This is a genomic window from Chryseobacterium sp. MYb264 (assembly GCF_035974275.1).
Classification (GTDB): domain Bacteria; phylum Bacteroidota; class Bacteroidia; order Flavobacteriales; family Weeksellaceae; genus Chryseobacterium.
Genome location: NZ_CP142422.1, coordinates 4,714,903 through 4,741,111, shown reverse-complemented (window position 1 = coordinate 4,741,111; position 26,209 = coordinate 4,714,903). Strand labels below are relative to the sequence as shown.

Annotated in this window: 24 protein-coding genes and 5 tRNA genes; 10 read left to right on the top strand and 19 right to left on the bottom strand. The window is 35.2% G+C overall.

From position 1 onward, the window contains the following. Positions 1–8: 8 nt before the first annotated feature. The 9 genes from VUJ46_RS20785 to VUJ46_RS20745 form a co-directional block, all read right to left on the bottom strand. Positions 9–776, bottom strand: a complete 768-nt coding sequence (locus VUJ46_RS20785) for a TatD family hydrolase (protein ID WP_326982577.1) — start codon at positions 774–776, stop codon at positions 9–11. Between the two features lie 6 nt (positions 777–782). Beyond that, a complete protein-coding gene (locus VUJ46_RS20780; protein ID WP_326982576.1) occupies positions 783–1,325 on the bottom strand; it encodes a DUF4269 domain-containing protein in 543 nt (180 codons plus the stop codon). Between the two features lie 13 nt (positions 1,326–1,338). Further along, positions 1,339–2,295: a GSCFA domain-containing protein gene (locus tag VUJ46_RS20775; protein ID WP_326982575.1), complete on the bottom strand. Its 957-nt coding sequence runs from the start codon at positions 2,293–2,295 to the stop codon at positions 1,339–1,341. Positions 2,296–2,367: 72 nt separating this feature from the next. After that, positions 2,368–3,339 carry a polyprenyl synthetase family protein gene (locus VUJ46_RS20770; RefSeq protein ID WP_326982574.1) on the bottom strand — a complete coding sequence of 324 codons (972 nt, stop codon included), beginning with the start codon at positions 3,337–3,339 and terminating at the stop codon, positions 2,368–2,370. A gap of 452 nt (positions 3,340–3,791) precedes the next feature. Continuing rightward, entirely contained in the window at positions 3,792–4,559 is a 768-nt protein-coding gene (locus tag VUJ46_RS20765) for a hypothetical protein (RefSeq protein WP_326982573.1), read from the bottom strand. A gap of 96 nt (positions 4,560–4,655) precedes the next feature. Next, positions 4,656–5,402 carry a hypothetical protein gene (locus VUJ46_RS20760; protein ID WP_326982572.1) on the bottom strand — a complete coding sequence of 249 codons (747 nt, stop codon included), beginning with the start codon at positions 5,400–5,402 and terminating at the stop codon, positions 4,656–4,658. Between the two features lie 225 nt (positions 5,403–5,627). Then, positions 5,628–6,770: an inorganic phosphate transporter gene (locus VUJ46_RS20755; RefSeq protein WP_326982571.1), complete on the bottom strand. Its 1,143-nt coding sequence runs from the start codon at positions 6,768–6,770 to the stop codon at positions 5,628–5,630. Between the two features lie 21 nt (positions 6,771–6,791). After that, positions 6,792–7,430: a DUF47 domain-containing protein gene (locus tag VUJ46_RS20750; RefSeq protein WP_267405118.1), complete on the bottom strand. Its 639-nt coding sequence runs from the start codon at positions 7,428–7,430 to the stop codon at positions 6,792–6,794. A gap of 151 nt (positions 7,431–7,581) precedes the next feature. Beyond that, positions 7,582–9,282 carry a DEAD/DEAH box helicase gene (locus VUJ46_RS20745; RefSeq protein WP_326982570.1) on the bottom strand — a complete coding sequence of 567 codons (1,701 nt, stop codon included), beginning with the start codon at positions 9,280–9,282 and terminating at the stop codon, positions 7,582–7,584. A gap of 273 nt (positions 9,283–9,555) precedes the next feature. Here VUJ46_RS20745 and VUJ46_RS20740 point away from each other — a divergent pair, with 273 nt between their 5' ends. The 3 genes from VUJ46_RS20740 (at position 9,556) to VUJ46_RS20730 (ending at position 12,649) form a co-directional block, all read left to right on the top strand. Continuing rightward, positions 9,556–10,221, top strand: a complete 666-nt coding sequence (locus VUJ46_RS20740; protein ID WP_326982569.1) for a DUF2461 domain-containing protein — start codon at positions 9,556–9,558, stop codon at positions 10,219–10,221. 144 nt (positions 10,222–10,365) lie between these two features. After that, complete coding sequence (locus tag VUJ46_RS20735) at positions 10,366–11,154, top strand: FkbM family methyltransferase (protein ID WP_326982568.1); 789 nt, start codon at positions 10,366–10,368, stop codon at positions 11,152–11,154. A gap of 16 nt (positions 11,155–11,170) precedes the next feature. After that, positions 11,171–12,649, top strand: coding sequence for a lipopolysaccharide biosynthesis protein (locus tag VUJ46_RS20730; protein WP_326982567.1), 1,479 nt, complete (start codon positions 11,171–11,173; stop codon positions 12,647–12,649). Here the strand turns inward: VUJ46_RS20730 and VUJ46_RS20725 are convergent. The 5 genes from VUJ46_RS20725 to VUJ46_RS20705 form a co-directional block, all read right to left on the bottom strand. Next, a complete protein-coding gene (locus VUJ46_RS20725) occupies positions 12,642–13,709 on the bottom strand; it encodes a hypothetical protein (RefSeq protein ID WP_326982566.1) in 1,068 nt (355 codons plus the stop codon). The genes VUJ46_RS20730 and VUJ46_RS20725 overlap by 8 nt on opposite strands. A 182-nt stretch (positions 13,710–13,891) precedes the next feature. Beyond that, the gene (locus VUJ46_RS20720; protein WP_326982565.1) at positions 13,892–14,746 is read right to left on the bottom strand and encodes a glycosyltransferase; all 855 of its coding nucleotides are present in this window, start codon (positions 14,744–14,746) and stop codon (positions 13,892–13,894) included. Continuing rightward, positions 14,743–15,537 (bottom strand): class I SAM-dependent methyltransferase, encoded by a 795-nt coding sequence (locus VUJ46_RS20715; protein WP_326982564.1) that lies wholly within the window; start codon positions 15,535–15,537, stop codon positions 14,743–14,745. The genes VUJ46_RS20720 and VUJ46_RS20715 overlap by 4 nt, the downstream gene beginning before the upstream one ends. A 6-nt stretch (positions 15,538–15,543) precedes the next feature. Further along, a complete protein-coding gene (gene aspA / locus VUJ46_RS20710; protein WP_326982563.1) occupies positions 15,544–16,944 on the bottom strand; it encodes an aspartate ammonia-lyase in 1,401 nt (466 codons plus the stop codon). A 72-nt stretch (positions 16,945–17,016) separates the two neighbouring features. Beyond that, positions 17,017–18,045 (bottom strand): N-acetylmuramoyl-L-alanine amidase, encoded by a 1,029-nt coding sequence (locus VUJ46_RS20705; protein WP_326982562.1) that lies wholly within the window; start codon positions 18,043–18,045, stop codon positions 17,017–17,019. A gap of 136 nt (positions 18,046–18,181) precedes the next feature. Here VUJ46_RS20705 and VUJ46_RS20700 point away from each other — a divergent pair. The 5 genes from VUJ46_RS20700 to VUJ46_RS20680 all read left to right on the top strand — a co-directional run bounded on the left by VUJ46_RS20700 (position 18,182) and on the right by VUJ46_RS20680 (position 19,714). Continuing rightward, positions 18,182–18,266, top strand: a tRNA-Ser gene (locus VUJ46_RS20700). 25 nt (positions 18,267–18,291) lie between these two features. Next, positions 18,292–18,366 (top strand) — tRNA-Pro (locus VUJ46_RS20695). A 51-nt stretch (positions 18,367–18,417) separates the two neighbouring features. Further along, positions 18,418–18,491: transfer RNA gene (locus VUJ46_RS20690), tRNA-Arg, on the top strand. Between the two features lie 127 nt (positions 18,492–18,618). Beyond that, positions 18,619–18,753, top strand: a complete 135-nt coding sequence (locus tag VUJ46_RS20685) for a hypothetical protein (RefSeq protein WP_326981114.1) — start codon at positions 18,619–18,621, stop codon at positions 18,751–18,753. 268 nt (positions 18,754–19,021) lie between these two features. Further along, positions 19,022–19,714, top strand: coding sequence for a hypothetical protein (locus VUJ46_RS20680; RefSeq protein ID WP_326982561.1), 693 nt, complete (start codon positions 19,022–19,024; stop codon positions 19,712–19,714). A 385-nt stretch (positions 19,715–20,099) separates the two neighbouring features. On the opposite strand, the gene VUJ46_RS20675 is transcribed toward VUJ46_RS20680, so the two are convergent. Then, positions 20,100–20,609: a thermonuclease family protein gene (locus tag VUJ46_RS20675; RefSeq protein WP_326982560.1), complete on the bottom strand. Its 510-nt coding sequence runs from the start codon at positions 20,607–20,609 to the stop codon at positions 20,100–20,102. A gap of 716 nt (positions 20,610–21,325) precedes the next feature. On the opposite strand from VUJ46_RS20675, the gene VUJ46_RS20670 reads away from it, so the two are divergent. Both VUJ46_RS20670 and VUJ46_RS20665 read left to right on the top strand, forming a co-directional pair. Further along, positions 21,326–21,403: transfer RNA gene (locus VUJ46_RS20670), tRNA-Pro, on the top strand. Between the two features lie 6 nt (positions 21,404–21,409). Next, positions 21,410–21,483 (top strand) — tRNA-Arg (locus VUJ46_RS20665). A gap of 923 nt (positions 21,484–22,406) precedes the next feature. Here the strand turns inward: VUJ46_RS20665 and VUJ46_RS20660 are convergent. The 4 genes from VUJ46_RS20660 to VUJ46_RS20645 form a co-directional block, all read right to left on the bottom strand. Beyond that, positions 22,407–23,252 carry an SH3 domain-containing protein gene (locus VUJ46_RS20660; RefSeq protein WP_326982559.1) on the bottom strand — a complete coding sequence of 282 codons (846 nt, stop codon included), beginning with the start codon at positions 23,250–23,252 and terminating at the stop codon, positions 22,407–22,409. Between the two features lie 20 nt (positions 23,253–23,272). Further along, the gene (gene prmA, locus VUJ46_RS20655) at positions 23,273–24,100 is read right to left on the bottom strand and encodes a 50S ribosomal protein L11 methyltransferase (RefSeq protein ID WP_326982558.1); all 828 of its coding nucleotides are present in this window, start codon (positions 24,098–24,100) and stop codon (positions 23,273–23,275) included. Positions 24,101–24,422: 322 nt separating this feature from the next. After that, on the bottom strand, positions 24,423–25,016 hold the full coding sequence (locus VUJ46_RS20650; protein WP_326982557.1) for an IS1096 element passenger TnpR family protein: 594 nt from the start codon (positions 25,014–25,016) through the stop codon (positions 24,423–24,425). Positions 25,017–25,149: 133 nt separating this feature from the next. Beyond that, the gene (locus tag VUJ46_RS20645; RefSeq protein WP_326982556.1) at positions 25,150–26,181 is read right to left on the bottom strand and encodes a sensor histidine kinase; all 1,032 of its coding nucleotides are present in this window, start codon (positions 26,179–26,181) and stop codon (positions 25,150–25,152) included. Between the last annotated feature and the right edge of the window lie 28 nt (positions 26,182–26,209).

Below are 26,209 nucleotides of genomic sequence, written 5' to 3'. Positions count from 1 at the left end.
CTTTTATTTTAAATTTTAACGAATATTTTCTTTGCATTTTCCGTGGTTATTCTATCAATTTCAGAAAGACTAATGTTATATATATCCACTAATTTTCCGGCAATCAGATCGAGATATGAACTTTCATTTCTTTTTCCTCTGTGGGGTACTGGTGCTAAATAAGGAGAATCCGTCTCCAAAACAATTTTATCTAATGGAATCTGATCTAAAAACTGATCAATCTTACCATTCTTAAAGGTTACTACTCCACCAATTCCGAGGATGAAATTAAGGTCAATGGCGTGTTTTGCCTGTTCCAAATTTCCTGAAAAACAATGAAAAATCCCTCTTAATTTAGGGTGTTTCTTTCTCTCCAATACCTCAAACGTTTCATCAAAACTTTCGCGGGTATGAATGACAATGGGTAAATCCATTTCAATAGCCCAATCGATTTGCTGTTCAAAAGCTTTTACCTGAATATCAAGGGTGGTTTTGTCCCAGTAAAGATCAATTCCGATTTCTCCGATAGCGGGAAAAGCGCGTTGATCGAGATAATTTTTAACCGTTTCCAGTTCTTTTTCCCAACTTTCGGGCTTTACATAGCAGGGATGTAAACCCATCATCGAAAAAATCTGGTTGGGATATTCTGCTTCCAGCTGCAGCATCTTTTCATGAGATTCTGAGTCGATTGCAGGAAGATAAAACTCTGTAATTCCTTTATCTAAAGCCCTTTGAATAGTCTCTTTTCGGTCTTCATCAAATTCTTCTGCATAGAGATGGGTATGTGTATCAATCATTTTTATTTACATTTTCAATAGATCTTCATAAGGATTTTCTAAACCAAGCAATATTCCAAAAGCAGGTTCCGTCTTAATCCCTTTTTTCTTTAATTCTATTATTTTTTGTTTAAAATCTTCTCCTTTTTCCTGTAATATTTTGTGTTCGGCGATCATGTGAAGATAAGCATTTTGCTTACATGTTGGTTTATTCTGACCAAAAATTTCGATGGGGAAATCTTCCAGTATAAAATTGATGATAATGCATTTTTCTCCGTTGATAATTGGATATTCAACTTTAATATCTCTATCATTTGGAATAAATTTACTGAACATTAAATCCTCCAAAAAATCTTCTTCGAATCTAAAATCAAGTTCAAAAATAATATCAAGATCACTTCCTTCTATATCAATTTCAATCGGGACAGTTCCCGCGAGAATCGGCGAATAGAAGTCCATCTTTTCAAAGAATCTTTGCTTGGTAATAAGTTCATAAGCCCTTCTTTGTCTATTATTTCCGACCTTTAAATAATCAAGTTTAGTAAAATCAATCATTCCAACAAATAACATTAAACATTGAACTTTAAACCTTAAATATCGAATGCTTTACTTTTTGTTGCTGAACCTCAATTCTTTTACTTAATTTTTCTCTGAATTCGATATATTTAGGATCTTTTTCGTCGTTCGTCCGGTGTTCTAAAGCTGTATAAATTTTAAAATTTTCTTTGATAAATTCTTTTGTTTCATCAGAAAAATAAGCTTCCCCAAACTTGTCAAAAATATAATTAATCGCCTGGTTATTGGGATGAATCATATCTTCTTTATAAAAACGGTAATCCCGAAGATCATCCATCAGTATTTCGTAAACCGGAAGATAATGGCAATAATCCAAACCATCGATCATCTCGTGAATAGAAGTAATTAATTTAGACTTACTTAATTGATTTTCAACAATTCCATCTTTTGTATGACGAACTGGCGAAACCGTAAATAAAATCTGAACATCATCAACACAAATATCCTTCAAATTCAGAATGGTATTGTAAATAGCTTCTGATATTTCCTGATAGGTCAATAATCTTTTTTCGAAAAATTTTTGCGGAATTTTGTGACAATTAGCCACTAATTTTTGTTTAGGAACAAATTCATAAATAAATGAACTTCCATAAGTGATAATTATCCAATTAGCTTCCTGAAGAAACTGATTTCCTTCAACAATTTTAGTATTAATCTTGTCTAAAGTCTGGTGAAGATATCGCGTATCAAAACTGGTGTGATGATCCAAAGAAATAAATTCATCATTAAAGGTAATTAATTCCTCCTCTACATAAAACTCTGAATCATGAAGCCTTTTAATGGAATTATTAATCGAAAACGGGTTAAAAATAGTCCCAAACGGATTGTTTATCGACTGAAGCTGCCCTTGCAGAAACAAATCCGACATTTCTGAAGCAAAACAAGAACCTATTGAAAATATTTTATCCTCAACCTCTATTTTTTTTACCGATTCTTTTAAAATAACTTCTGTCCTGAATTTCATTGTGTAGGTATGAGATTGCAGTTTATAGGTTGCAGGAAACTGTGATCTGCAACCTATAAACTATAACCTAATTTAACTCTCTCTTCTCAATAAATAGTTGGCCAATTCTGCAAACGGTTTTTTCTTTTCCTCCGGAATATCAATTTTCTGAAGATAGCTTTGACCAATCTCGTTGTGTTTTTCGATCAAACGCAATGCTTTTTCGTCTACTTTTGTTCTTCTGAAGATTTTTTCAACGTTGTATACTTTATCGATATTATCGGTTTTTTTAGAATACCAATAATCCAGCTCCTTCAGCTCCTCTTCTGTGGCATGTTCACGCGCTAAAAGGTATAATACCGTTTTTTTATTTTCGTAAATATCGCCCGCATGTTTTTTACCGAATTGCGACTGATCTCCGAATACATCCAGGTAATCATCCATGATCTGGAAGGCTATACCAATATGTTTTCCAAAGTTAAAGATAGCCTTAGCATCCTTGAAATCCGCTTTTGCGATCATTGCACCAATTTCAAATGAAGAAGCACTTAAAACACCTGTTTTGTAGGTAATCATTCTGATATAATCATCAAAAGTCACATTATCCTGAGTTTCAAAATTGATGTCATATTGCTGACCTTCACACAAAAGTAATCCGGTGTGCGTGAAAATTCTGATACAAGCCTTAAAAATTTCCGGCTCCAGATCTTCGAAAAACTTATACGCTTTCAACATTAATCCGTCTCCCGAAAGAATTCCAACATTGATTCCGTGTAAGGTATGAATCGTTGGTTTATTTCTTCTCAAAGGCGCTTCATCCATAATATCATCATGGATCAGGGTGAAATTATGGAAAAACTCAATGGCCAAAGCAGGTTTGATGGCTTCTTTTAAATTGCCCCCAAACAGATCACAAGCCATTAAAACCATGATCGGACGCAGACGTTTTCCACCATGAGAAATAATATAATTCATTGGATCATATAGTTCTGTAGGCTTATCTTTAAAAGTATATCTGGCAATGGCATCAGCTACAATTTGTTGGTATCTGTCTAAAAATTCCATAAATTCTAATAGTTTTAACAAAAATACAATTTTTCAGGGCTTTATAAAATAAAAATGATAACCGTTTTCAGTAAGTTAAGATTTTAAATTGCATATTTTAAACAGAATTAGACAGTCAATGAAAGTCCAAACACTTTAATAAGATTTTGATAATTATTTTAGAGCGTGTTCAAGTTTATTGGCAAAACGCAAAGACCCGGGATTTAATAAAAATATTCTGTTTTAGGACGTAGGGGGAAAATCAAATATTTTCGTTTATTATGCTGATGATCAATTTATCGTTGATAAAATCTTTGCGCTTTTTAAGAAAACCCAACCTGAAATTTATTCTGATTGATCTGTAAAGACTCTAACTTGTACACTATCCAGGAAATTCCAAAATTGATTCTAACCTTTACATTAAGATATCATACTTTATTGTAAATCACAAAATCAATTTTTGGGGAGTAAAACTAATTGACAGGAATGGCGTAAAGGTATCGTTCTTCTACTGAAGAAGACAATATTCCGTTGATAACCACATCACCATCACTGCGTCTCGCCCATACATAATAGGCTTTATCCACTGTTCCGGAATTTCTTACACACAATACGCCCTTGGCAAAAGAATATTTACTTCCTGAAGGGGCAGAGGCCGATGCCATTTGTCTTCCTGAACGAGCTAAATCAATATCCGCAGTATTACTGAATGAGGTAGCACTATTTGATAATGCAAAGTGAATCCAAGATACAGAAGGAGCTTCAGAAGCTTTAACTAATGTGGTTCCCAACATCACAAGCCAATTACCCGGTGGCAGTATAATATTTGCATTCAGGTATACAAAGGAATTAGATGACAAAATAGCGGAGCTTGCCGGAATCGTACCTGAAATTGTTTTTCTGGCCGCTGTAGAGCTTATCCACGAGGCATAGCCCTCGGAATTGGATGCCAATATCTGATTCTCACCCTGACTCCCATCTACAATTCTCAGCGCAGAACCAGACGTTGAAACGATATGTAATCTGGCAGAAGGATCTGTAGTTCCTATTCCTACGTCTCCCGATTTTAATACGGTGAAATCATCTCCTTGCTGATCTGGCGTCGGAACGCCGGAGTCATTATTATTTTTACCGGAATCTACATGGAAAATACCTTGAGGATTTTGGGTATTAAGTCCTACCTGACCTAAGCAAAGCTTAATAATAAGCAATGCAAGTATAGAAAATAATTTGCTTTTCATTTTAATGCTTTTTTTTAAATAAAATAAAACTATTGAATTTATATATTTGCTAACTCATAATTAAAAAAGTTTGATTCTGTTAAATACTCTTTTTTATTAAAAATTAGTTGGGATCGCATAAAAATATCTTTCAAGTACAGATGAAGACATCGGAGATCTCATCGTTGCATCACCCTCAACACGCCTTGCCCACAAGTAATACGTTTTATTGGATGTACCGCTGTTAGTAATTGCTAGACTTCCACTGCCAAAAGAAAATGTATTACTGTTTGGAGCCCCTAAAACTCCGATCTGAGCGCCAGAATGGGCGGTATCGACATCTGCTGTTGCAGCATAGGCAGTTGCGCTATCAGCAAGCGTAAAGATAAACCACGAAGCAGCTGTGTTAGCAACCGCCTTCCAAACGGTGGTTCCCATAGATACCATCCAACTACCGGGTGGCAGCGTAATATTTGTATTGAGATAAACATCCGTGGAACTCGTGACGTTTGGCGTACTTCCAGGAAGCACTCCGAAAACAACAGGCCGGGTTGCTGAAGAACTGCGCCAGGAAGCATTTCCATCACTGTCAGAGACTAATATTTTATTCTCCCCCTGAGTACCGTCTTCTATTCTAACTACAGAACCGGACTTTGAGACGATATGCAATCTGGCGGTAGGAGCAGTAGTTCCTATGCCTACGTCTCCCGACTTTAATATCGTGAAATCATCTGCCTGCTGATCGATAGTGGGAGCACCGGTCTCATTATTATTCTTACCTGCATCCACATGGAAAACCCCTTGAGGACTTTGAGTATTAATTCCTACCTGACTATAACCAAACGTAATAGTAAGCAATGTCAATAAAGAAATAAATCTGTTTTTCATTTTAATGTATTTTATCTGTAAACAAATTTAGAAATTTACAAATAAATCGTACTAAAACAATAATTAATCATAAATAAACAGATTATAGTAAAATATAAATAAAACAATACCATTAAAAATTAAATATTCACTAAACCATTTTAAATAAAAAAAACTTTGCTCAATTGAGCAAAGTTTTTTTTATTTTGAAAAAATTTATTTTTAGGATAAAAATGCTACGACAAGATACGTAAGCCCTGCCACAATAGCTGAAATAGGGATTGTAAGAACCCAGGCCCAAAGAAGGCTTACGGTAATTCCCCATCTTACTGCAGAAATTCTTTTCGTTAAACCAACACCGATGATAGAACCGGTGATCGTATGGGTTGTAGAAACAGGAATACCGAAGTGATCTGTAATAAACAAAGTAATAGCACCTGCTGTTTCGGCACTTACCCCTTCTAATGAAGTTACTTTTGTAATTTTGGTTCCCATTGTTTTAATGATCTTCCAACCTCCACTCATTGTACCCAATGCAATGGCGATGAAAGAAACCAAAGGCACCCAGATATAGTGCTCTGCAAAATAGTCGAAACGACCTGCAGATTCAATATTAAGATATACAGGATCCTGAAGCATATTCACATGATAATAGATCATTGCTGCCCCAATAATACCCATTACTTTCTGAGCATCATTCAAGCCATGCCCCAGACTGAACAGTGCTGAAGAAGCCAGCTGTAATCTCTTAAAAGACTGGTCTGCTTTGTGAGGGTTTGATCTCTTGTACAGGTGAACAATAATTAATGTAATAATGATTGAAATAACCATCCCTATAATCGGTGCCATGAAAATGAACAGGAAAATAGGAATTACTTTATCAAATTTCACTACACTCTGCGTGGTTACCTGATGAGCGGCTTCTTTTAAAGTAGCCCAGGTTCCTAAAGCAGGTTGTGCTGCAGAAACATCATGGTAATCCATCATAAAAGCATGCATTAAAGCAGCTCCTAAAAACCCGCCAATTAAGGTATGGGATGATGACGACGGGATACCGAACCACCATGTTAACAGATTCCAGGCAATGGCTGCAACCAGACCTGAAAATATTACTTCAAGATTGATAAAATTTTCATTAACTGTTTTGGCAATTGTATTACCAATTTTAAATTCTCCGATAATATATGCAGCGATGAAAAAAGCTGCAAAATTCCAAAGTGCTGCCCAAAGAACGGCTTGGAACGGAGTTAAAACTTTTGTAGAAACAATAGTCGCAATTGAGTTGGCTGCATCGTGAAAACCGTTAATGTAATCGAAGATCAAAGCCAAAGCAATAATAACTATAAGTAAAATCGGAAATTCCATTGTTTAATTATAATTATTAAATTAAGCATATTTAATCATGATGTTCTCAATCGTATTGGCAACATCTTCAGCCTTGTCAGTTACTACTTCCAGATAATTAAGTACAGATGAAATTTTAATAATGTTAATCGCATCGTTTGTTTCGAACAACTCTACCATAGAATTTGAAAGAAGGTCGTCTGCGATGTTTTCAATAGAATTTACTTTTATACAAGCTTCTTTTACCTGCTCCATGTTCTTAAACCCTTTAAGGTTTTTCATGGCATTCTGGATTTCGAGACATGCTTTATGGATCAATAAAGAGAAATCTGAATACGCCTTCATTTCCGGCGACTTGTAAAGGAAGATATATTTTGTGGATGCGTAGATATAATCTGCGATATCATCTAATCCTGTTGCTAACGTGTGGATGTCTTCTCTGTCGAAAGGAGTGATGAAGTTTTTCCCTAACTCCACGAAGATCTCGTGAGTAAGCTCATCATTTTTATGCTCATAATCGCTCATCTTTTTCAACATAGAATCATCGTTAAGATCGAAATCTTTAATTCCGTGATTGAATTCCTCAGACATTGCTACCAGATTTTCTGTTACTTTTTCGAAAAGCACAAAAAAGATTTTATCTTTCGGTTGAAAAGCGTGGAAAATATTACCAATTCCCATTGTAAAGTTTTTATAATTTTGACTGCAAATTTCCTAAAAAACCACCTTACCTGAAACTATATAATATTAAGTTTTGTTAACATTGGATTCACACTTCATTAGCATACAAAAAAACCGGCTCTAAGGCCGGTTTATATTATTGAATATGAGTTTAATTAGCTTCCTCAGCCCTCATATCTTTACCTCTGAATTTCATGGATTGAATATTGCTCAAAAGGTCTCCTTTGAACGATTTTTCCACTTCAAAGAACGAGAATTTCTCTAAAATCTCAATATCTCCAATTTCCGCTCTTTTTTTCGTTTTACCGTTTGATGTCGCTTTGTTGATGATATCCAAAACATCAAGCTTCTTCAACTGATCTTTTTTACCAAGATTAAAGAAGAATCTTACCATGTTTTCATTTTTTCTTCTTGGTTTTCCACCACGCTCTCTTCTGTCACCTCTCTCGCTTCTTTCACCTCTGTCGCGGTCTCTACCTCTGTCACGATCTCTTCTGTCTCTTCTGCCTCCATCGTCATCTCTGCTGCTCAGCTTCTGCTCGATAAGATCGTGTCTGTCTTTATAATAAGCTGCCAAATCCTTCAATTGGAACTGAAGTAACTTGTGAACCAATTCCTCTTTTGTAAACGCTGAAAGATCAGGAATCAAAGAATCATCAAATTCAAAGAAATCTTCATGCTCTTCTAAAAGACTTTCAAAAACACCACCCACCTGAGCTTTGATTACCTCTTCTCCTGTTGGAATTTTGGCTTCATTGATCTCAATTTTGGTAACTGATTTGATTTGTTTTAATTTTCTGCTTTCTTCAGGCTTAATCAAAGCAATTGAAACACCATCTCTTCCTGCTCTACCCGTTCTACCACTTCTGTGAACGAATACTTCCGGATCATCAGGTAAAGAATAGTGGATAACGTGAGTAAGAGAGTTTACATCCAATCCTCTTGCTGCAACGTCTGTTGCTACAAGAATATCAATGTTCTTCAATCTGAACTTCTTCATTACCGTATCTCTCTGAGCCTGAGAAAGATCACCATGAAGTGCATCTGCCGCATACCCATTCTGCATCAAGAAATCAGCAACTTCCTGAGTTTCCATTCTTGTTCTACAGAAGATAATTGAATACTGGTTAGGGTTTGAATCAATTAATCTCTTCAAAGCCTCTTTTTTCTGGCGGTATCCAGCCACATAATATTCATGCTTAATGTTCTTCTTAACCTCGTTAATAGAACCTACAGAAATTCTGTGTGGTTTATCCAGATAATTTTTAGAAATTCTTTCTACTTCTTTGCTCATTGTAGCAGAGAATAAGAAAGTTTGTTTTGTCTCCGGTGTTTCACTCAAGATTGTTTCCAATTCGTCTTTGAAACCCATTGAAAGCATTTCATCAGCCTCGTCTAAAACCAACCAATGAATTGCTGAAAAGTCTAACGCTTTTCTGTTAATTAAATCAATTACTCTCCCAGGAGTTCCCACAATAATCTGCGGTTTATCCTTCAAAGATCTGATTTGATCCATAATACTGCTTCCACCATAAACTGCTGTAGTTTTGATGTCCTTCATGTACTTAGAATAATTTTTTATGTCTTTTGTAATCTGAAGACATAATTCTCGTGTCGGACAAAGCACCAATAATTGGATTTTGCGACTCGATTCGTCAATCATATCCAAAATCGGAAGCGAAAACGCTGCTGTTTTGCCTGTCCCTGTCTGCGCAAGTGCGATTAGATCGCGAATATCTGAAAGAATGAAAGGGATAGTCTGTTTTTGGATTTCTGTCGGGCTTTCGTAACCCAGTTCGCCAATCGCCTTTAGAATGTCAGGACTTAAATTGGTTTCCGTAAATAAATTCATTAAATATTTTAAAATTTTTGCAAAGATACAATTATTATTTGGATTTCTTTTTAACTATTATTACAGAAACAATAATTTAATATTCAAAACCCATAACCCTTTTATAATTTCCGCAGAAAAACCACATTTTTTTTATTTTTATTTTAATAAAAATTGAAAGCCTTATTTGTTATCAATTTCCTTATTTTCCCTATTGAACATTAGAGATAATTAAAAATATTATCGCTTAAAGTATACAGACTTTTATTTACTTTTGATGTTTAAATAAAAAACATGTCCGCTACCCTATCACCAAAAACTTTTGATTTCTTAAAGAAACTTACTAAAAATAATAATCGAGAATGGTTCAATGAAAATAAAGATCTGTATCTGGAATCACAACAGAATGTCATTTCATTTCTTGAGGATCTTATTCATGACATGGCTGATTTTGATCAAGAACTGAGAAAAATAGATGCTAAAAAATCATTGTTCAGAATTTATCGCGACACCCGGTTTTCAAAAGATAAAATTCCTTACAAAACCAATTTCGGAGCCTCATTGGGGATGGGAAAAGGAAGTCAGAAAGGTGGATATTATCTTCATTTGGAACCCGGAAAATCTTTTATTGCCGGAGGAATCTACATGCCTGAATCTTCTATTTTAAAAGAAGTGCGAAAAGAAATTTCTTTATATGGAGATGATTTTATTAAAATTTTAAATAATAAAGAATTCAAGAAACATTTTCCAGAATTGGATCAGGCAGATAAGCTGAAAAAAGTACCTCAAGGGTTTGAAAAAGAAGATCCCATGGCAGAATATTTAAAACTGAAAAACTTTATTATTGTATACAATCTGAAAGATGAAGAAGTTTTAGATGAAAGTACAATTAAAAATTTAACTAAAATCTTCAAATTAATGAAACCATTTAACGATTTTCTTAATACTCCTTTCATATAGCCGCGATCCATCCATTAAAAATTAATTGATAAAAAATTCAAACTAATTGATTTCTTATTGAAAATCAAATCATTAGATTTACCTTCTTTTAACATTAGTTTAACATTTTTGATTATCTTTGCGAATCGTCAAAAAATTCCAGAGATGTCTTTATACCAAAAAATTGCAGAAAAGCTACAGTACATCAGTCCTAGCTTTTACAAAAAAAGATATTTTAAGAGCTTAAATCACCTTACAAAGGATAATTTTTCCAAACGTAATGTAGAGCCGGAATTAGTATGGATAAAGGAATTTCTTCCGAAAAATGCGGTAATATTTGATATTGGCGCTAATGTGGGAACATTTTTATATCAGCTGGAAAATAAACTCACCAGCGATAATATATATGCTTTTGAGCCTAATAAAAAGCTTTACAGAAGGCTAAAAAGACTTTTTCCTATGATGAGAGTTCTGCCACTCGCACTTTCTGACGAAAATACGACAGCGGAATTTAAAGTTCCCGTTATCAACGGAAAAGCCATTGCCTCAAGAGGAACTCTAAACACTTCTTACAAGGAAAAGGGCGAAGAAAAAAGCTATACCGAAAAAGTAAAAGTGATCAAACTGGATGACTGGGCGGCGATTGAGCATTTCACCAGGCTGGATTTCATCAAAATAGATGTTGAAGGCAATGAAATGAAAACGCTGAACGGCGCCAAAAAGACCATTCAACAATTTCTGCCGACCCTAATGGTGGAAATGGAACAAAGACACCATGAAACTCCGATCTGGAATGAGATTTCCGAGGTTGAATCCTGGGGATATGATGCAAAATATCTCAACAGGCATACTTTCGGGCTTGAAAAACTAACAGAAGAAATTCTTATAAAAAACATAAACGACGAAAAAAACAAAACCGAGTATATAAACAACATTATTTTTATACCTAAATAACAATTAAAACTAAAATATGAGCGTAGTTGCAAGACAAGGATTCAAATATTCCATCATCGGTTATATTGGCTTTTTGTTGGGTACCATTTCGGCGATTTTTATTTTCCCGAATGACTTTGAATTTTACGGAAAACTACGTTACATCCTGCCTACGGCAGAAATGCTGGTACCTTTTGTGGTTTTAGGGATCTCCTACTCCAATGTGAAATTTTTCCATAAAGTAGATCAGGATGGTAAAAAGCAGAATATGCTTTCGCTTTCTTTAATCGCTATTTTAATTAATTTTGTTGTTTTTACTGTCGTATTTTTTATTCTTCCTTATTTCTTTCCGAAATTTAAAAATCTGGAAGCCTGGAAGATCAAGGAACTGATTTTACCCTTAATTTTAATTTTATCATTCTGTGCTATTTTCAATAAATACACCTCCAATTATAAAAGAATTGTAGTTTCCAATATTTTCGATAATCTTTTTCCTAAAATTGCGAATCTTGGAGCATTTTGTTTGTTCTTTTATTTTGCTTTGTCTCAACAACTCGCATTTGCTTTTTTCTTCGGAATGTTTTCATTAATGCTTTTCGGATACATTTATTACACGAATAAGCTTGAAAAAATTCAGTTAGACTTCAGTACAGAGTATTTCAAGAAAGATGGTTTCTGGAAAGAATTTTTCAATTACAGTTTCTTTGGATTTTTAGGAACATTTGGAAATTACTTAGCGATCAACAGCTTTATGATTGGTGAATTCTTGGGAATGGAAGAGAATGGAATCTATGCCGTTCTATATGCTTTAATCTCTTTGATCTCAATTCCACAATTAGGATTATTCAATATTTCCGCACCTATTATCAGCAAAACGTTAGCTGACGGTGATATGGAAGAACTGGACAGATTTCATAAAAAAACGTCTTTAACCTTATATTTTTTAGGAGCGGTTCTTTTCTCATGTATTATGGTCGGATTCCCTTTTCTGACTCAGTTTATGCCTAAAAATGGGGTGATGCTGAGAGAATACGAACCTGTAGTCTGGATTTGGGGCTCTGCCGTACTGATCGACCTTGCAACAGGATTCAATGGAAATATCATTTCGCTTTCAAAATACTACAGATTCAATATTGTGGTGATGCTTTTATTGGCTGGATTAACAATTGGGCTCAACTATTATTTCATTAAAAATACAGACCTGAAACTGATCGGAATTGCCTTGTCTACAGCCATTTCATTAACGACTTATAACGTCATTAAAATCGCTTTCAATTACTTTATGTTTAAAGTTTCACCTTTGACGATTGAAATGATCTTCGTGTCGATTATCTGTACTTTGGCAATCACCGTGGCGATTGTTCTTCCGACATTCAGCAATAATTTCATCAATCTGATCTACAAACCATCAGTTGTTTTAATTCTGATCTATATTGGAAATTATTTTACCAAAGTATTTCCGATTGAGGATTACCTGAATATGAAATTCATTAAAAGTGTATTGAAATTTAAGTAAAAATCAGACGATTCAGCACGTTTTCTAACTCCTGCTGAACCTTCTTTTTGTTATAATTCTTCTGGAAATCAAAAGACGCTTGCTTTACTATTCGGAATTGTTCCAGAATATCTTTTTGCTCAGGAATAATGAAATCCAATTTTGATGAATAATTCGCAGGAAAAACAGCCGATTTACCATATTTAATCGCGTCTCCAAGATTTCCGGTCATCTTTGTTTTTCCGTAAATTTCCTTTTGACTAAAAAAGGTTGTTTCCTCCTGAATCGGGCACCATAAAACATCCGCTTTCTGCATCCAACCCTCAAAACCCTCAGGCGAAACCCGCTCGGAAAAGTATTGAATTGAAATATATTCTACGCTACCTTCCAAATTAATAAGCTCCGTAAGTTCATTTCCTGACGCCTTTCCTAAAAAGACAAATTGCAGTAACTTAATCTCTGATTTTCCTTCTTTAATGCTATTTTCTAATTCCTTAATCTTACTAAAAATAGAATAATAATCTCTTCTTTTCTGCGAAACTCCGCCAGGAATAACAACCGTCAGAACTTTATTTTCCGTGAAAGCATCGTTTTTTGTATAAAAAATAGGCAGAAATTGACATGAAACTGATGCCAATTCTTCATCTAAAACCAAGAGATTTTTAGCTTTTCGATACGTTTTTGAAGTATAAAAAAGTCCTTCTTTCCACCATAATTTTAAACGATAAATAAGATCTTCTTTAAAAATATTTTTAATTAAGTCTGATTTTGAAATTGTAGTAAAATTAATATTATGAACAATAAAACTAGTATTATATTTTTCCGCGATAGTCTGAAAAGTATTAAAATATCGATGAACAGTTCCTACAATAATAAGATCGTATTTTTTCACCTTCAATTGCTCCAAAATCATAGAACTATCCGATAAAAACACATCTTCATTATAATCGTCGATCTGATCTTTTATCTTTTTTGAAAAATAATAATCCACAGAAAATCCCGTAGAATCTTTCATTACGTCCAGGAAACTCTGAGCAATTTCAGCGTGGGTATCAATTTCTATGTAGGCTATTTTTCTCAATTCTATTTCTAAACACTAATGACACAAATTTTTCACAAATGGCACGAATCATTACATTTTAAGCCATTTCTTTTTCAGCATCTTTCATCGTTGGTTGTTGTAATGATAGGATTATCATCCTATCCTAACTCTAAATCGTCCCTTCGGGACTTATAAGATATTTTCACAAATGAAATAAACGATTACATTCCCAACCACTTATTTTTCAGCATTTTCCAGCGTTGACCGTTGATTACTTTTCTTTCCTGTTCAGAAATTTTTAATTCTAATTTTTGAGAGCGGCACTCTTCGTATGATTTTACGATCTGAAAGAAAAAAGAAACCGATTTGCTTTTCATTCCCTCCTTTGCAGAAGCCACATACGCTAAGAACCTCCTTAACCCTAAAAAGTAGAAATATCTTCCGTAATAATCAGAAGCTTTTACCGTGTAATCTGCTCCTTTTACTTTAATCAATTTCACATGCAGTTCAGGCAAAACAACTTCTTTCCAGCCTAAATTTTCAAGCAGAATAGAATCTATATTATCCCAGCCCAGGGTTTCTCTCAAACCGCCCATCGCTTCAAAACATTCCTTTCGGTACGCCTTCATAGGCCCCCTTACATGGTGTTTATTGGAATTCCCTTCATATATCCATTCGCCATTTTTTTCAATGTACAGCAATCCGCCAACCAAACCGTATGTCAGATTATTTTGAAAAGCATTTTGTACAGACTGAAGATAATTTTCAGAGAGAATAATGTCGGCATCAAACTTACAAATGACGTCAAAATCATTGATATTCTGAGTTTTTAAACCATTTTTGAACGCATTTACCACTTTTGAACCCGGTTGATGCGCTGATTTCTGAAGATTAATGGTCTCAAATCGGGAATCTCTGTCAGTAAACCCTTTGATAACCTCAGCTGTTTTGTCTGTAGAACCATCATTCACCACCATCACTTTAAAATCTTTACAACTTTGACGCTCTAAAGATTCTAAAGTAAACGGCAGATGATCCTCCTCGTTATGGGCAGGAATTATGATTAAAAATCTCACTTTTTAATTTTCAAGTTAACTTCAAATAAAAATTCAGGTTCATTTAAACTCTGAAATTTTTTCGTTTTAAAATTTCCTTTCATGAAAACCGCACACAAAGAATTTTGAACGTGATACAAATTTTCATGAAAATTACTCGGCATACCATCTAAAATTCCCTGAAAAACTTCGTATCGTATTTTTTCAGGATTAAAAGCGTAATCATGCCATACAACGATAGAATTTTCATGAATTAAATTGCCAAAAACCTTTTCCGTATCATTTTTTACCATTTCGTAAGAATGATCGCCATCGATGAAAATAAGGTCATATTTTTTATCCAAACCTCTGAAATCAAAAACCTTTGAATTTCCTTCCAAATGAAGAATATCCTGATTTTTTTTTGAAACAATTCCGTGAAGTTCTGCATATTTTTTATCGATGCCCAAGGCAACAATCTCCTCTTTTGAAAGATTAAGCGTGGTACAGTCATCAATTACTTTTGCAACGTTCCAAACGCTCTCTCCTCTCCAGGTTCCGATTTCAAAATAACTGTTCTTACCTTTCGCCAAAATTTTAAGCAGTGCTAAATCTGTCGGCAGAGAAGCTCCGTCCAAAAAGCAGATATCAATGGATTCATCAAAATCTTTATTCAAATCCAATAAACTGATCTGAGGAAGGGTTTCTAAATGCGGATATTTTTTAAGAAATTCTTTTTTTCTGACTTCTTTGTCGTTCAGTACCAAATTCAGCAAACTGGGTTCCTGTGCAATATTTTGAAGTGCCTGAACTGTTTTTTTGATTTTACTCACAGAATATTATTTACTATGTGGTTTCAACATATTTTTCGGATCCAGAATCTCATCAAGTTTTTCCTGAGAAAGAATTCCTTTTTCCAACACTAAATTATAAACACTTGTTCCCGTTGCCAAAGCCTCTTTAGCAATCGCCGTAGATTGTTTATAACCGATGTACGGATTAAGCGCCGTAACAATCCCGATGCTGTGTTTCACCATATGTAAACAAACCTCTTTGTTAGCCGTAATTCCAACCACACATTTATCGCGAAGGGTGTCGAGGGCATTACAAAGGAAGTTTATATTTTCCATGATCGCGTGTGAAAGAACAGGTTCCATTACATTCAGCTGTAATTGCCCGGCTTCGGCAGCAAAAGTAACCGTTAAATCATTTCCGATCACTTTAAAACACACCTGATTCACCACTTCCGGAATCACAGGGTTTACTTTTCCCGGCATAATGGAAGATCCCGGCTGCATTGGAGGTAAATTGATTTCAAAAAGTCCCGCTCTTGGCCCTGAAGAAAGTAATCTTAGGTCATTACAAATCTTCGATAATTTCACGGCAAGACGCTTCATCGCAGAAGAATAGATGACGTAAGAACCCGTATCAGGTGTTGCTTCTACTAAATTGGGTGCGGAAATAACCGGAAAACCGGTAAGCTGAGCCAGGTTTTTAGCACAAAGCGCGGCATATCCTACCGGAGCATTCAGTCCTGTCCCGATTGCGGTAGCCCCCATATTCACTTCTACAAAAAGATCGGCATTACTGTTTAATTTAGAAATATCTTCCTCCAGCGTAGCCGCAAATGCTTCAAATTCCTGGCCTAAAGTCATGGGAACCGCATCCTGAAGCTGCGTTCTTCCCATTTTGATAACATCCTGAAATTCGTTTCCTTTTGCTCGAAATGCCTGCACAATACTTTCCAATCTCTGAACCAGTCCAACATTCATGTGCAGCAATCCCATTTTAATAGCAGTAGGATACGCATCGTTGGTGGACTGTGAAAGGTTGATATGATCGTTAGGAGAACAAAATTCATACTCTCCTTTATTTTTACCTAATTTTTCTAATACAATATTGGCGATAACTTCATTGGCATTCATGTTGATTGAAGTTCCCGCTCCTCCCTGAATCATATCAACAGGAAATTCCTCATGAAATTTACCTTCGATAATTTCTTCACAAGCTTCAGCGATTTTGAAATACAAATTTTCATCAAGCAAACCTAATTCATAATTGGTTTTCGCTGCCGCTTTTTTCACAAAAGCCAATCCTTTGATAAAGTCAGGATACGAAGACAAAAGCTGCCCCGAGATCTTGAAATTATTGATCGCTCTTTGTGTCTGAACTCCATAATATGCATTTACAGGAACATCCAGTTCACCTAATAAATCACTCTCTTTTCTGAAATTTTCCATTACAGATAATGTTAATTTTTTTTGTGGCCTAAAGATAGCAAAAACGCATCTTACGATGCGCTTTAAAACTATTTATTTTGTAGAATATTTTAGATTCAAGGCTTGTAATATGGACCATGTTTCGGCATCCATAATTCCATCATAATTCTGAGGTCGGAAATGATACTGAAAAGCCTCAATGGTTTTCTTTGTTGCATCGTCCCATTTCCCGCTTAAATCGAGTCCGTATCCGAATTTTTGCAATTGAGTCTGCACACTGTAGATAAATGTAGGATCGATATATTTTGTCTGAAAATCTGTTGACGTTGCCAGATCGTAGTAATTCTGCTTAGCCGCCTGATCGTACCACATCCCGATTTGATATTCATCATACAGTTTTTTCCAAGGGAACATGGGTCCCGGATCCTGTTTTCTGGTTGGTGCAATATCTGAATGCGCCAACACGTTGGTTGCCGGAATCTGATATCTCGTAATAATATCTTTAGCCAAAGCCGCCACTTTTTTCACCTGAGCATCATCAAAAGTTGCAAACACTTTTTTACCCGTTGCATCCGAAGTGTATCCTGCATTAACGATTTCAATCCCAATTGAAGTGTCATTAAGATTTTTATCATTTCTCCAAGAGCTCACGCCTGCATGGTAAGATCGTTTGTTTTCGTCTACCAACTGATAAATTTCATTGTCTCCCATATTATTTACAAGATAATGAGCACTTACATTCTGCTGGGTAAGAACCGTGACCGACTTATCGTCCGGTAGAGCAGTATAATGAAGAATCAGATATTTTTGTCTAAAATTCTGTGCGATTGCCGGAAAATAGGTTTTTACCACTTTATATCCTGCAGGTTTTGCTGAAACGATAGAGCCATAACTTACAGTATTATCATTTTTCGTTGGATCTGCAATATTGGTAGTAAAAAATTCCACTCCGTGATCAGATGTAATTTGTGCTTTTGGTTTTTCCGTTGCCTGAGGTTTCACCGGAGTTTTAGCCTGTGATACCAGGGTCTTCGGCTTGTATGAACTTTTTTTTACATTTTGTTGAGAAGTACATGAAAAAACAAAAGTACTTAATCCGATGATATATAATGTCTTACGCATGGGTGTATTTTTTTAATCATTTATTAGCTCAAAAATACGCAAAATTTTCTTGAAAAATATTTGGTAAATAAAGAAATCTGTTCTATATTTGCACTCGCAATAACGGAACAACGATCATTAAAAAATAAGATAAACAGGAGGGTTGCCAGAGTGGTTAATGGAGCAGTTTGCTAAACTGTCGACGCGAAAGTGTCGCAAGGGTTCGAATCCCTTACCCTCCGCTTTTTCTTTACTAAACAATATATTCGGGGCGTAGCGTAGTCCGGTCATCGCGCCTGGTTTGGGACCAGGAGGTCGCAGGTTCGAATCCTGCCGCCCCGACACAATAGCTTTTATTTATTATAATAACAAGCGAGAATCAAAACACACAATGGGTGCGTAGCTCAGCTGGATAGAGCATCTGCCTTCTAAGCAGACGGTCAAAGGTTCGAATCCTTTCGCGCTCACTTAAAACTCACAACAGAAGTTGTGAGTTTTTTTGTTTATATTCCTTAAATAAACTAAAGCATCGGAACCTTTTTGGGATCAAGCGCAAAAGTTGGGGACTAAGCAAAAAAGTTTAGATCATGTAAGATGAAATTTTTTGCTCTCGCAGATTTTGCGAATGATGCAGATTCTTTTCCTTACACTTTACATATTGAACACGAAGCCAGCCCAAGTTTCTTGACAACTCCCGTTTTAAGTATCACCAAGCCGTTCTACACATAAAAGACCCGGAAGGTTAAGCAAAGAAAATCAACGATATCATCTGTGAAAATCTATGCTATCTTTGGGAAATAAAAATATTGGTGCATTCGTGGCAAAAAAAATACATCTAAACAATTTCTCCCCAAATTTTAATACTAATCCACCCTTTTGATTCAATAATTCAAACTCAGACTTTGATATCGGAATAGCAAGAAGGAAATGGACTTCTTCATTTTGCACCATAAAATCTTCAAGTTTATCAGGATCAAGTACATGTGCTTCGAGGGATTTGACTCATTTTCGTAAGAGAATTGGGGAACCAAGAATAGAGTTGATCTTTAAAGAGAGTATTCGGATTAACGGAAAAGATAGTGATGATCCGTATGTAAGTGTGGACACAACCGTTCAGGGAAAAAATATTACATTTCCAACGGACAGTAAGTCGCATAAAAAGATCATAAAAAAATGCCTAGATATTTCTAAAAAAGAAAGTATTACTTTACGCCAGACTTACACCCGAACTCTTAAAAAATTGAGCGTGGATCAGCGGTTTGGGAATCATCCAAAAAATAAAGGTAAAGCCCTAAGAGCAGACAGAAAAGTAAAAACCATTGCTGGTAGATTGGTTCGGAAACTCCAAAGGCATCTCGGTGAAACCTCTGTTTACCAGATATTTTTTGATTTATTTGTGCGTGTATTGGCGCAGAAAAGAGATTCAAAATCTAAAGTTTATTCTCTTCACGAGCCGGATGTGGTCTGTATCTATAAAGGCAAACAACATAAGAAATTTAAGTTTGGTAATAAAATATCAGTGGTAATCACCAGAAAAATAGGTGTTTTGTTGGGAGCATTAGGATTTAGAAATGAATTTGGGTTTGCAATATATTACCTTAAGACTTCACGGCAAAATGATTTCAACATTATTTCAAAAATTGTCGCAATCCTACTAATCAGAGATTTACAGATAAATTTTCAAAAATAACGAACTTCAATTCTAGAAAAAGAATGCAAAAATAAAAATTATTTAAGAGGCTGTTTAAATTTTATTGCCAAAAATTTTTATAGCTATTTTGAGATGGATTTTTTGCTTCGTGTTTGCAGATTTAGCGGGCTAAATCAAAAATAGGATGTGAAAAATACGCTCAAAAGAGCATCAAAATGGAGCAAAGATCAACTTCATTAAGGACAATAAATAAAACGGTAAAATTTTAAACAGGCTCTAAATGATCCAACCATACGTATTTCACTACTTCTCCCGTTTTATACCGCAGAAGAATTATTGGGAACCAGCTTCAATGGTAAGATTCAGGTTTATATCATGTAATCGTCTTTTGATGAAATCCGCTGGATCTATTCCATTGATCTATTCAATTAAGATAAGCAGTCAGAGAATCTGCAGACAACCCTGTTATGCTTATTTGAGTGGAGAGAGCATTATACTTTTTGTTTCTGGATTCCTCCCGCTTCATTTTTCTATATTCCCAGGGAGCCACCGCATGAATATCCTGCCATAGTCCTTTTTTGTTATGCTGGGCTTTCGCCTGTAATTTTCCTAACGAAGCATCTTTCGAATAGGAAAAATACCACCATCCCATCCCCGCTTTGATCAGCTCTTTGGAAAGGTATTTATTGTTATCATAATAAACTTTAGCGATAGAACGTCCATAACGATCTGTACTGGTTTCAATAAAACTAATTGTTTTTCCAAAAACCTGTTTTGAAGTAAACTCTTTAGCATTTTTCCCAAATGGCTGCCCTTTTTCAGGACAATCTACCTCAGCAAGTCTTAGTTTTTTTTGTTGATTCCCTTTTAATAATACAGTAATCGTATCGCCATCTGAAATTTTTATTACTTTTCCACTGGTTTGAGAAAACACAAAGACTGGATAAAGTAAGCACACAAGCATTAATCGTTTCATTTCGCAAATATAGTATTCTTAAAGCTAAAAAATACAAATCGTTCTCCGCCCTACACTGCACTGAACTCTATTTCACGATCACTCAAAAACCTATCCCCTTACAGATGAGAATTTTGCATATTCGCTATTGAAACTTTAATTAATTAAAAAATACTCTGATCATCACGCCCTCTCCGTTACATTAATTTTCGCATTAAATAAAGATAACCACTTATTCCCATTGGCACTAAAGAAGGGAAGAAATGATATTCCGGGACGCCAAAATAGAGCACTTGGTTCAGTTCGAAAGAAATATTGTTGTTAACACTACAAACTTTCAAAAAAATAAAGAAATTTTCCAAATCCTCGGTATTCGTGGTTTTCTTGTCCTCGATTTTTATATTGCATATGAAATAAATCAATCAGGAACTTCGTAGTCTGTTGCAAAAGCCCATTGTGACAAGCATTGGGTTGACAATACGTTCACAATGCGTAATAAAAAAATTCATAACTCTTTTTTTTTATTTTTTTTCTAAAGCTAACTTAATGGTTATTAATGATGTGAATTAACCGCAGAAGTAGAATCTTAAAATTAATTAAATTTATTTTCTATTTTCCTTTCACAATTCAAAAAAACATTATATATTTGCCACCACAAAAAACAAGGTAATTCTTGTTAAAAAGATGACCTCAATCGGGGCGTAGCGTAGTCCGGTCATCGCGCCTGGTTTGGGACCAGGAGGTCGCAGGTTCGAATCCTGCCGCCCCGACCAATTTTAGGGTGCGTAGCTCAGCTGGATAGAGCATCTGCCTTCTAAGCAGACGGTCAAAGGTTCGAATCCTTTCGCGCTCACTTAAACTCACAACTTCTGTTGTGAGTTTTTTGTTTTTATATTAGCCCCATGTATTACTACATTTGATGGATCAAGTACAAAAGTTGGGGACTAGGCAAAAAGTTTAGAGAATGTAAGATGAATTTTTTTGCTCTCGCAGATTCTTTTCCTTGTACTTTAAGCCAACCCATTTTTTTTGACAACTCCTGTTTTAAGTCTCACCAAACCGTTCTACTGATAAAAGACCGCAAAGCTTAAACAAAGAAAAACAACGATATCATCTGCGCGATCTGTGGGATATAAAAAAATTCGTGCATTCGTGGCCATAATATACTGCCCTCAATTTTATCTTTGATAAAATCCTTGCGCCTTAAAAACATCAAGTATTAAAAAAAATCTTTGCGTCTCTGCGAAAAACCAACAGAAACAGCAGCATCTGAAAATCTGCGATTTGTGGGAAATAAAAATATTCGTGCATTCGTGGCCATAATATACTGCCCTCAATTTTATCTGTGATAAAATCCTTGCGCCTTAAAAACATCAAGTATTAAAAAAAATCTTTGCGTCTCTGCGAAAAACCAACAGAAACAGCAGCATCTGAAAATCTGCGATCTGTGGGAAATAAAAATATTCGTGCATTCGTGGCAAAAAATACATCTAAACAATTTCTCCCAAAGTTTTGATACTGATCCTTCTTTTCCTTACACTTTAAATATTGAACACGAAGCCCCACCGATTTTTTTGACACCTAACCGTTTCAATTCTCACCAAGCCGCTCTATTGATTAGAGATCACGAAGATTAACCAATAAAAAATTAACATCAACATCTGTGAAAATCTGCGCGATCTGCGGGAAATAAAAAATCCGTGCATTCGTGGCAAACAAAATACCCAAGCAAAAACCACCGTAAGCATACAGTGGTTTTAAGATGTATAGTATATATTATTTCAGCTTGTAAGAATTTCCGTCCCAAAGATAGATTTTCGACGCTTTTTTCTTTTTTTCCCGATCATGATCATCTTTTTCCATTTCCTCCATTTTAAAGATAAATGCATTCGGAATTCCGCCTTTATCATTCGGAAAAACAAATTCTTCGGAGTGATAGTAAATATCGGCATCTCCAACGTTCATCAGTTGCGGCAGAGTAATCAGTTTTTTATCCTTGAATAAAACATATTGATCATAGCTTGCGATTCCACATGCTTCACCGGATACCATCGCTTTTAAAGTGAGTTCTACGTTTTGCAGTTTATGATTGCTTTCTATAGTAAACGTTCCATAACTCAAGCTTTCTGCAGAACCGGTCTCAAAAGAAACTTCATCGAGTAAGGTATTTCCTTCCACTACTTTTACAGAAGCAATATTTTGCTGAATATTGATTTCAGGATATTGTTTATCTTTTTTATTGATCGTTTTCGTTAACCCAAAAAGAAAATCATAACCATTTTTATTTCGGTATCCTACACAAAGATTTCCTCCCCACACATATCCTTCAGAGGTTTTATCATCTTTCTGATAAGAGATTTTATACCAATTGGCTCTTCTTTCCCCTAATTTCAGAATCGTTTCATCTTGTTTAAGAATTAAAACCAGCTGATTGGTTTGCAGCGAATCTAAAATCTGAGCATTTACGTTAGGAGATTGTCGAATTCTCGTCCCGTCTGTGAATATTTTTTGCGTTTTATTTTCTTGAAAGTTAAAAATCCCGTTTGCATATTCTATTTCTTCTTCCTGAGCAGAAAAAATCTGGACAATGAATAAAAATAAAACCGTAAATAAAGTTTTCATATCACTATTTTCAGTGTTTTTTATTTTTCAAGCAATAAACTTACCCATTCTTCACGTTGAAGTTTTTTGGTAAGCGTTAAGTTATTTTCATTACAAACCTCCAAAATATCATCAACATCGAAGAAACACAATCCTGAAAGCAATAATTTTCCACCGTTATTCAGTACGGAAACATAGGTCGGAATATCAGAAATAAGAATATTTCTGTTGATATTGGCTAAAATAATATCGTAATTTTCTTTGCCTAAATGGTCTGCAGTTCCCTGTTCAATGTCTAATTCCACATTATTTCTGGCTGCGTTTTCTTTTGAGTTTTCGACCGACCACTCGTCGATATCAATGGCTTTTGTATCTCCGGCTCCGATCTGTTTTGCATAAATTGCCAATACCGAAGTTCCGCAACCCATATCCAGTACTTTTTTATCTTTACAATCGATATCCATCATCTGCTGAATCATCAAATGTGTTGTCGGGTGATGTCCGGTTCCAAAAGACATTTTTGGCTGAATGATAATTTCATGCATTCCGGGAACAGATTCATGGAATTCTGCACGGATCAGAACTTTATCATCAATATTAATAGGTTCGAAATTCTTTTCCCATTCTTCGTTCCAGTTGATATTGGGCATTTCTTCGAAAGTATATTCGATCTTCACTTCTTCATTCTGAAAAAGAGGTAATGCATTCAGCGCTTCTTCATTAAATAATTCGGTCTGAATATATCCTAAAATCCCATCAATTTCTTCTGTAAAACTGTCGAAACCTATTTCAATAAGTTCTGCCATTAATATTTCGTTCCATGGCTGAAGGGGAGAAATCTTAAAATTGAATTCTAAATAATTTTGCATGTGACTAATTTGCTGCAAAAATAAAGAAATAACCTCAGAATCTTATCTAATTTCAGATGATTGATCGTTGGATCATTTTAAAAAACGGGCTGTCCTTAAATAAACCGACCACTTCCCTAGCCCAGATTGAGCGGCATGTTTGAGCTCTTTTTTCTTTCAGTTTCGGCAGCTGTCTCTGCAAGCTGCCGAAACTGAAAGAAAAAAAGCGAGTAGCGAAAGCTGGAAACAGCTCCAAAAAAAGATGTTTCAACCCATTTGTTTTAAAGCACAAAAAAGCCCCGAATTGAAATTCAGGGCCGGAATATTTTAAATGCTTTTGCAATTATCTTTCATCATCGTTGTCATCGTCATCATCGAAAGCATCATCGTTGTAGTCATCGTCATCGTCGTCATCGAAGTTGTCATCATCTTCATCTGCAAAATTGTTACCTCCTGCAAAGTCATCAAATCCAAAATCATCATCCATTAAAGGAGTCGATTTCTTTTTAGATCCTCCCGCATTACCGCTTTTGCTTGGCGCTTTTAAAGGCACATTTCCGAATCTGTATACGGTAATAGGATAATTAACGCCTTTTGTTTCATCAATAACCTCCACCAGTTCACAGAAAAATTCCCAAAGGTCAAGCAGTCCGTACTGGAACTGAGCTTTATCTCCTGCTTTCTCAAAAGCCTCATCAATATAAACATCAGACATAATCTCTCCATCACCGTCATCACTCATATCTTCTAACGGAACACTTTTAACTATTGTTCCATCCTCTTCCAGTAAGTTAAAAGTAGAAAGCTCGTCTCCCTGCAAGCTGAATGCACTTTTAACACCTAAATGTAAGTTCCACAGCGTCTGTTTTCCTTTAACTTCGATATCACGGAAAATATCTTCTTTCGCATCTAATATTACGCGGATTTTGTAAACCATATCAGTTTTTAAATTACTTTTTTGCCTTTGTTATTATGATAAATCTCTCTTGCAAATATAAAATAAATGATAGGTGACAAAAAAATATTTATGGATTTTTTAAAATATTTTTTTTTCTTACATTTTGCAAAAATTATTTACTTTTTTCAAGCATAAAACTAAACTTGGTACCTTCGAGATAAACGCTCTCCACGTTAATGTTTTCGTTATGGGCTTCCAGGATATGTTTTACGATTGCTAGCCCCAGTCCTGAACCACCTTCTCTTCGACTTCGGCTGGTTTCAACCCGATAAAATCTTTCGAAGATTCTGGGTAAACTTTCTGATTTTATTCCCATTCCGTTGTCTATGACTTCTATTAACACTTTATTTTTCAGAACGCTCGTTTTTACCACTACTTTAGCTTCCTGACGGTTGGCATAATGAATGGCATTTGAAATTAAATTGATAAATACCTGGGAAACCTTTTGCTTATCAGCATCAACAAAAATTTGCGGCTGCAGGGTCTGAATCTGCAGCGTTGCATTATGCTTCTCCGCTTCCAGATCAAGAAGATCAAAAATTTCTTTAATTAAAAGATTAACGTCAAATCTGGAGACCGTAAGATTAATTTCACCTGCTTCCAGTCTGTTGATCATATCTAAATCGGTAACAATGGCAATCAGTCTTTCCACAGATTTATCAATTCTTTCCAGATATTTGTCTCGAATGGTGAGGTTATCGACTCCGCCATCACGCAGTGTTTCAACATATCCCTGAATAGAAAAAAGAGGAGTTTTAAGCTCGTGAGAAACGTTTCCGATATACTCTTTACGGTAGCTTTCCATTTCCTTCATCATGTCAATTTCTGTGACTTTTTGCTGATTAAGATCGGAAAATCGTTCTCCCAATTCTTTAATAGTAATATTTTCGTGATTATCGTTTACGATTTCCTGTGGTAAAAGCTGCGAAAGACCGCGAACCTGTTTTTTACCGTAATAATTAAACAATAATTCCAGAACAACGTAATTGATGACGAAAATCACAAGAAGGCATATAAACAAGCCTATTTTGAAGAACGGGGTACTGTAATAGATATCTTTTAGTGAATCAAAAATGATAACTAAAAGAAACATCACCAATGTCAGAAGACAAGAGGCGACGAGGGTGAGTCTGTAAAATTTCAATTTTACAAAGTTTTTTAATGGTTTGTTA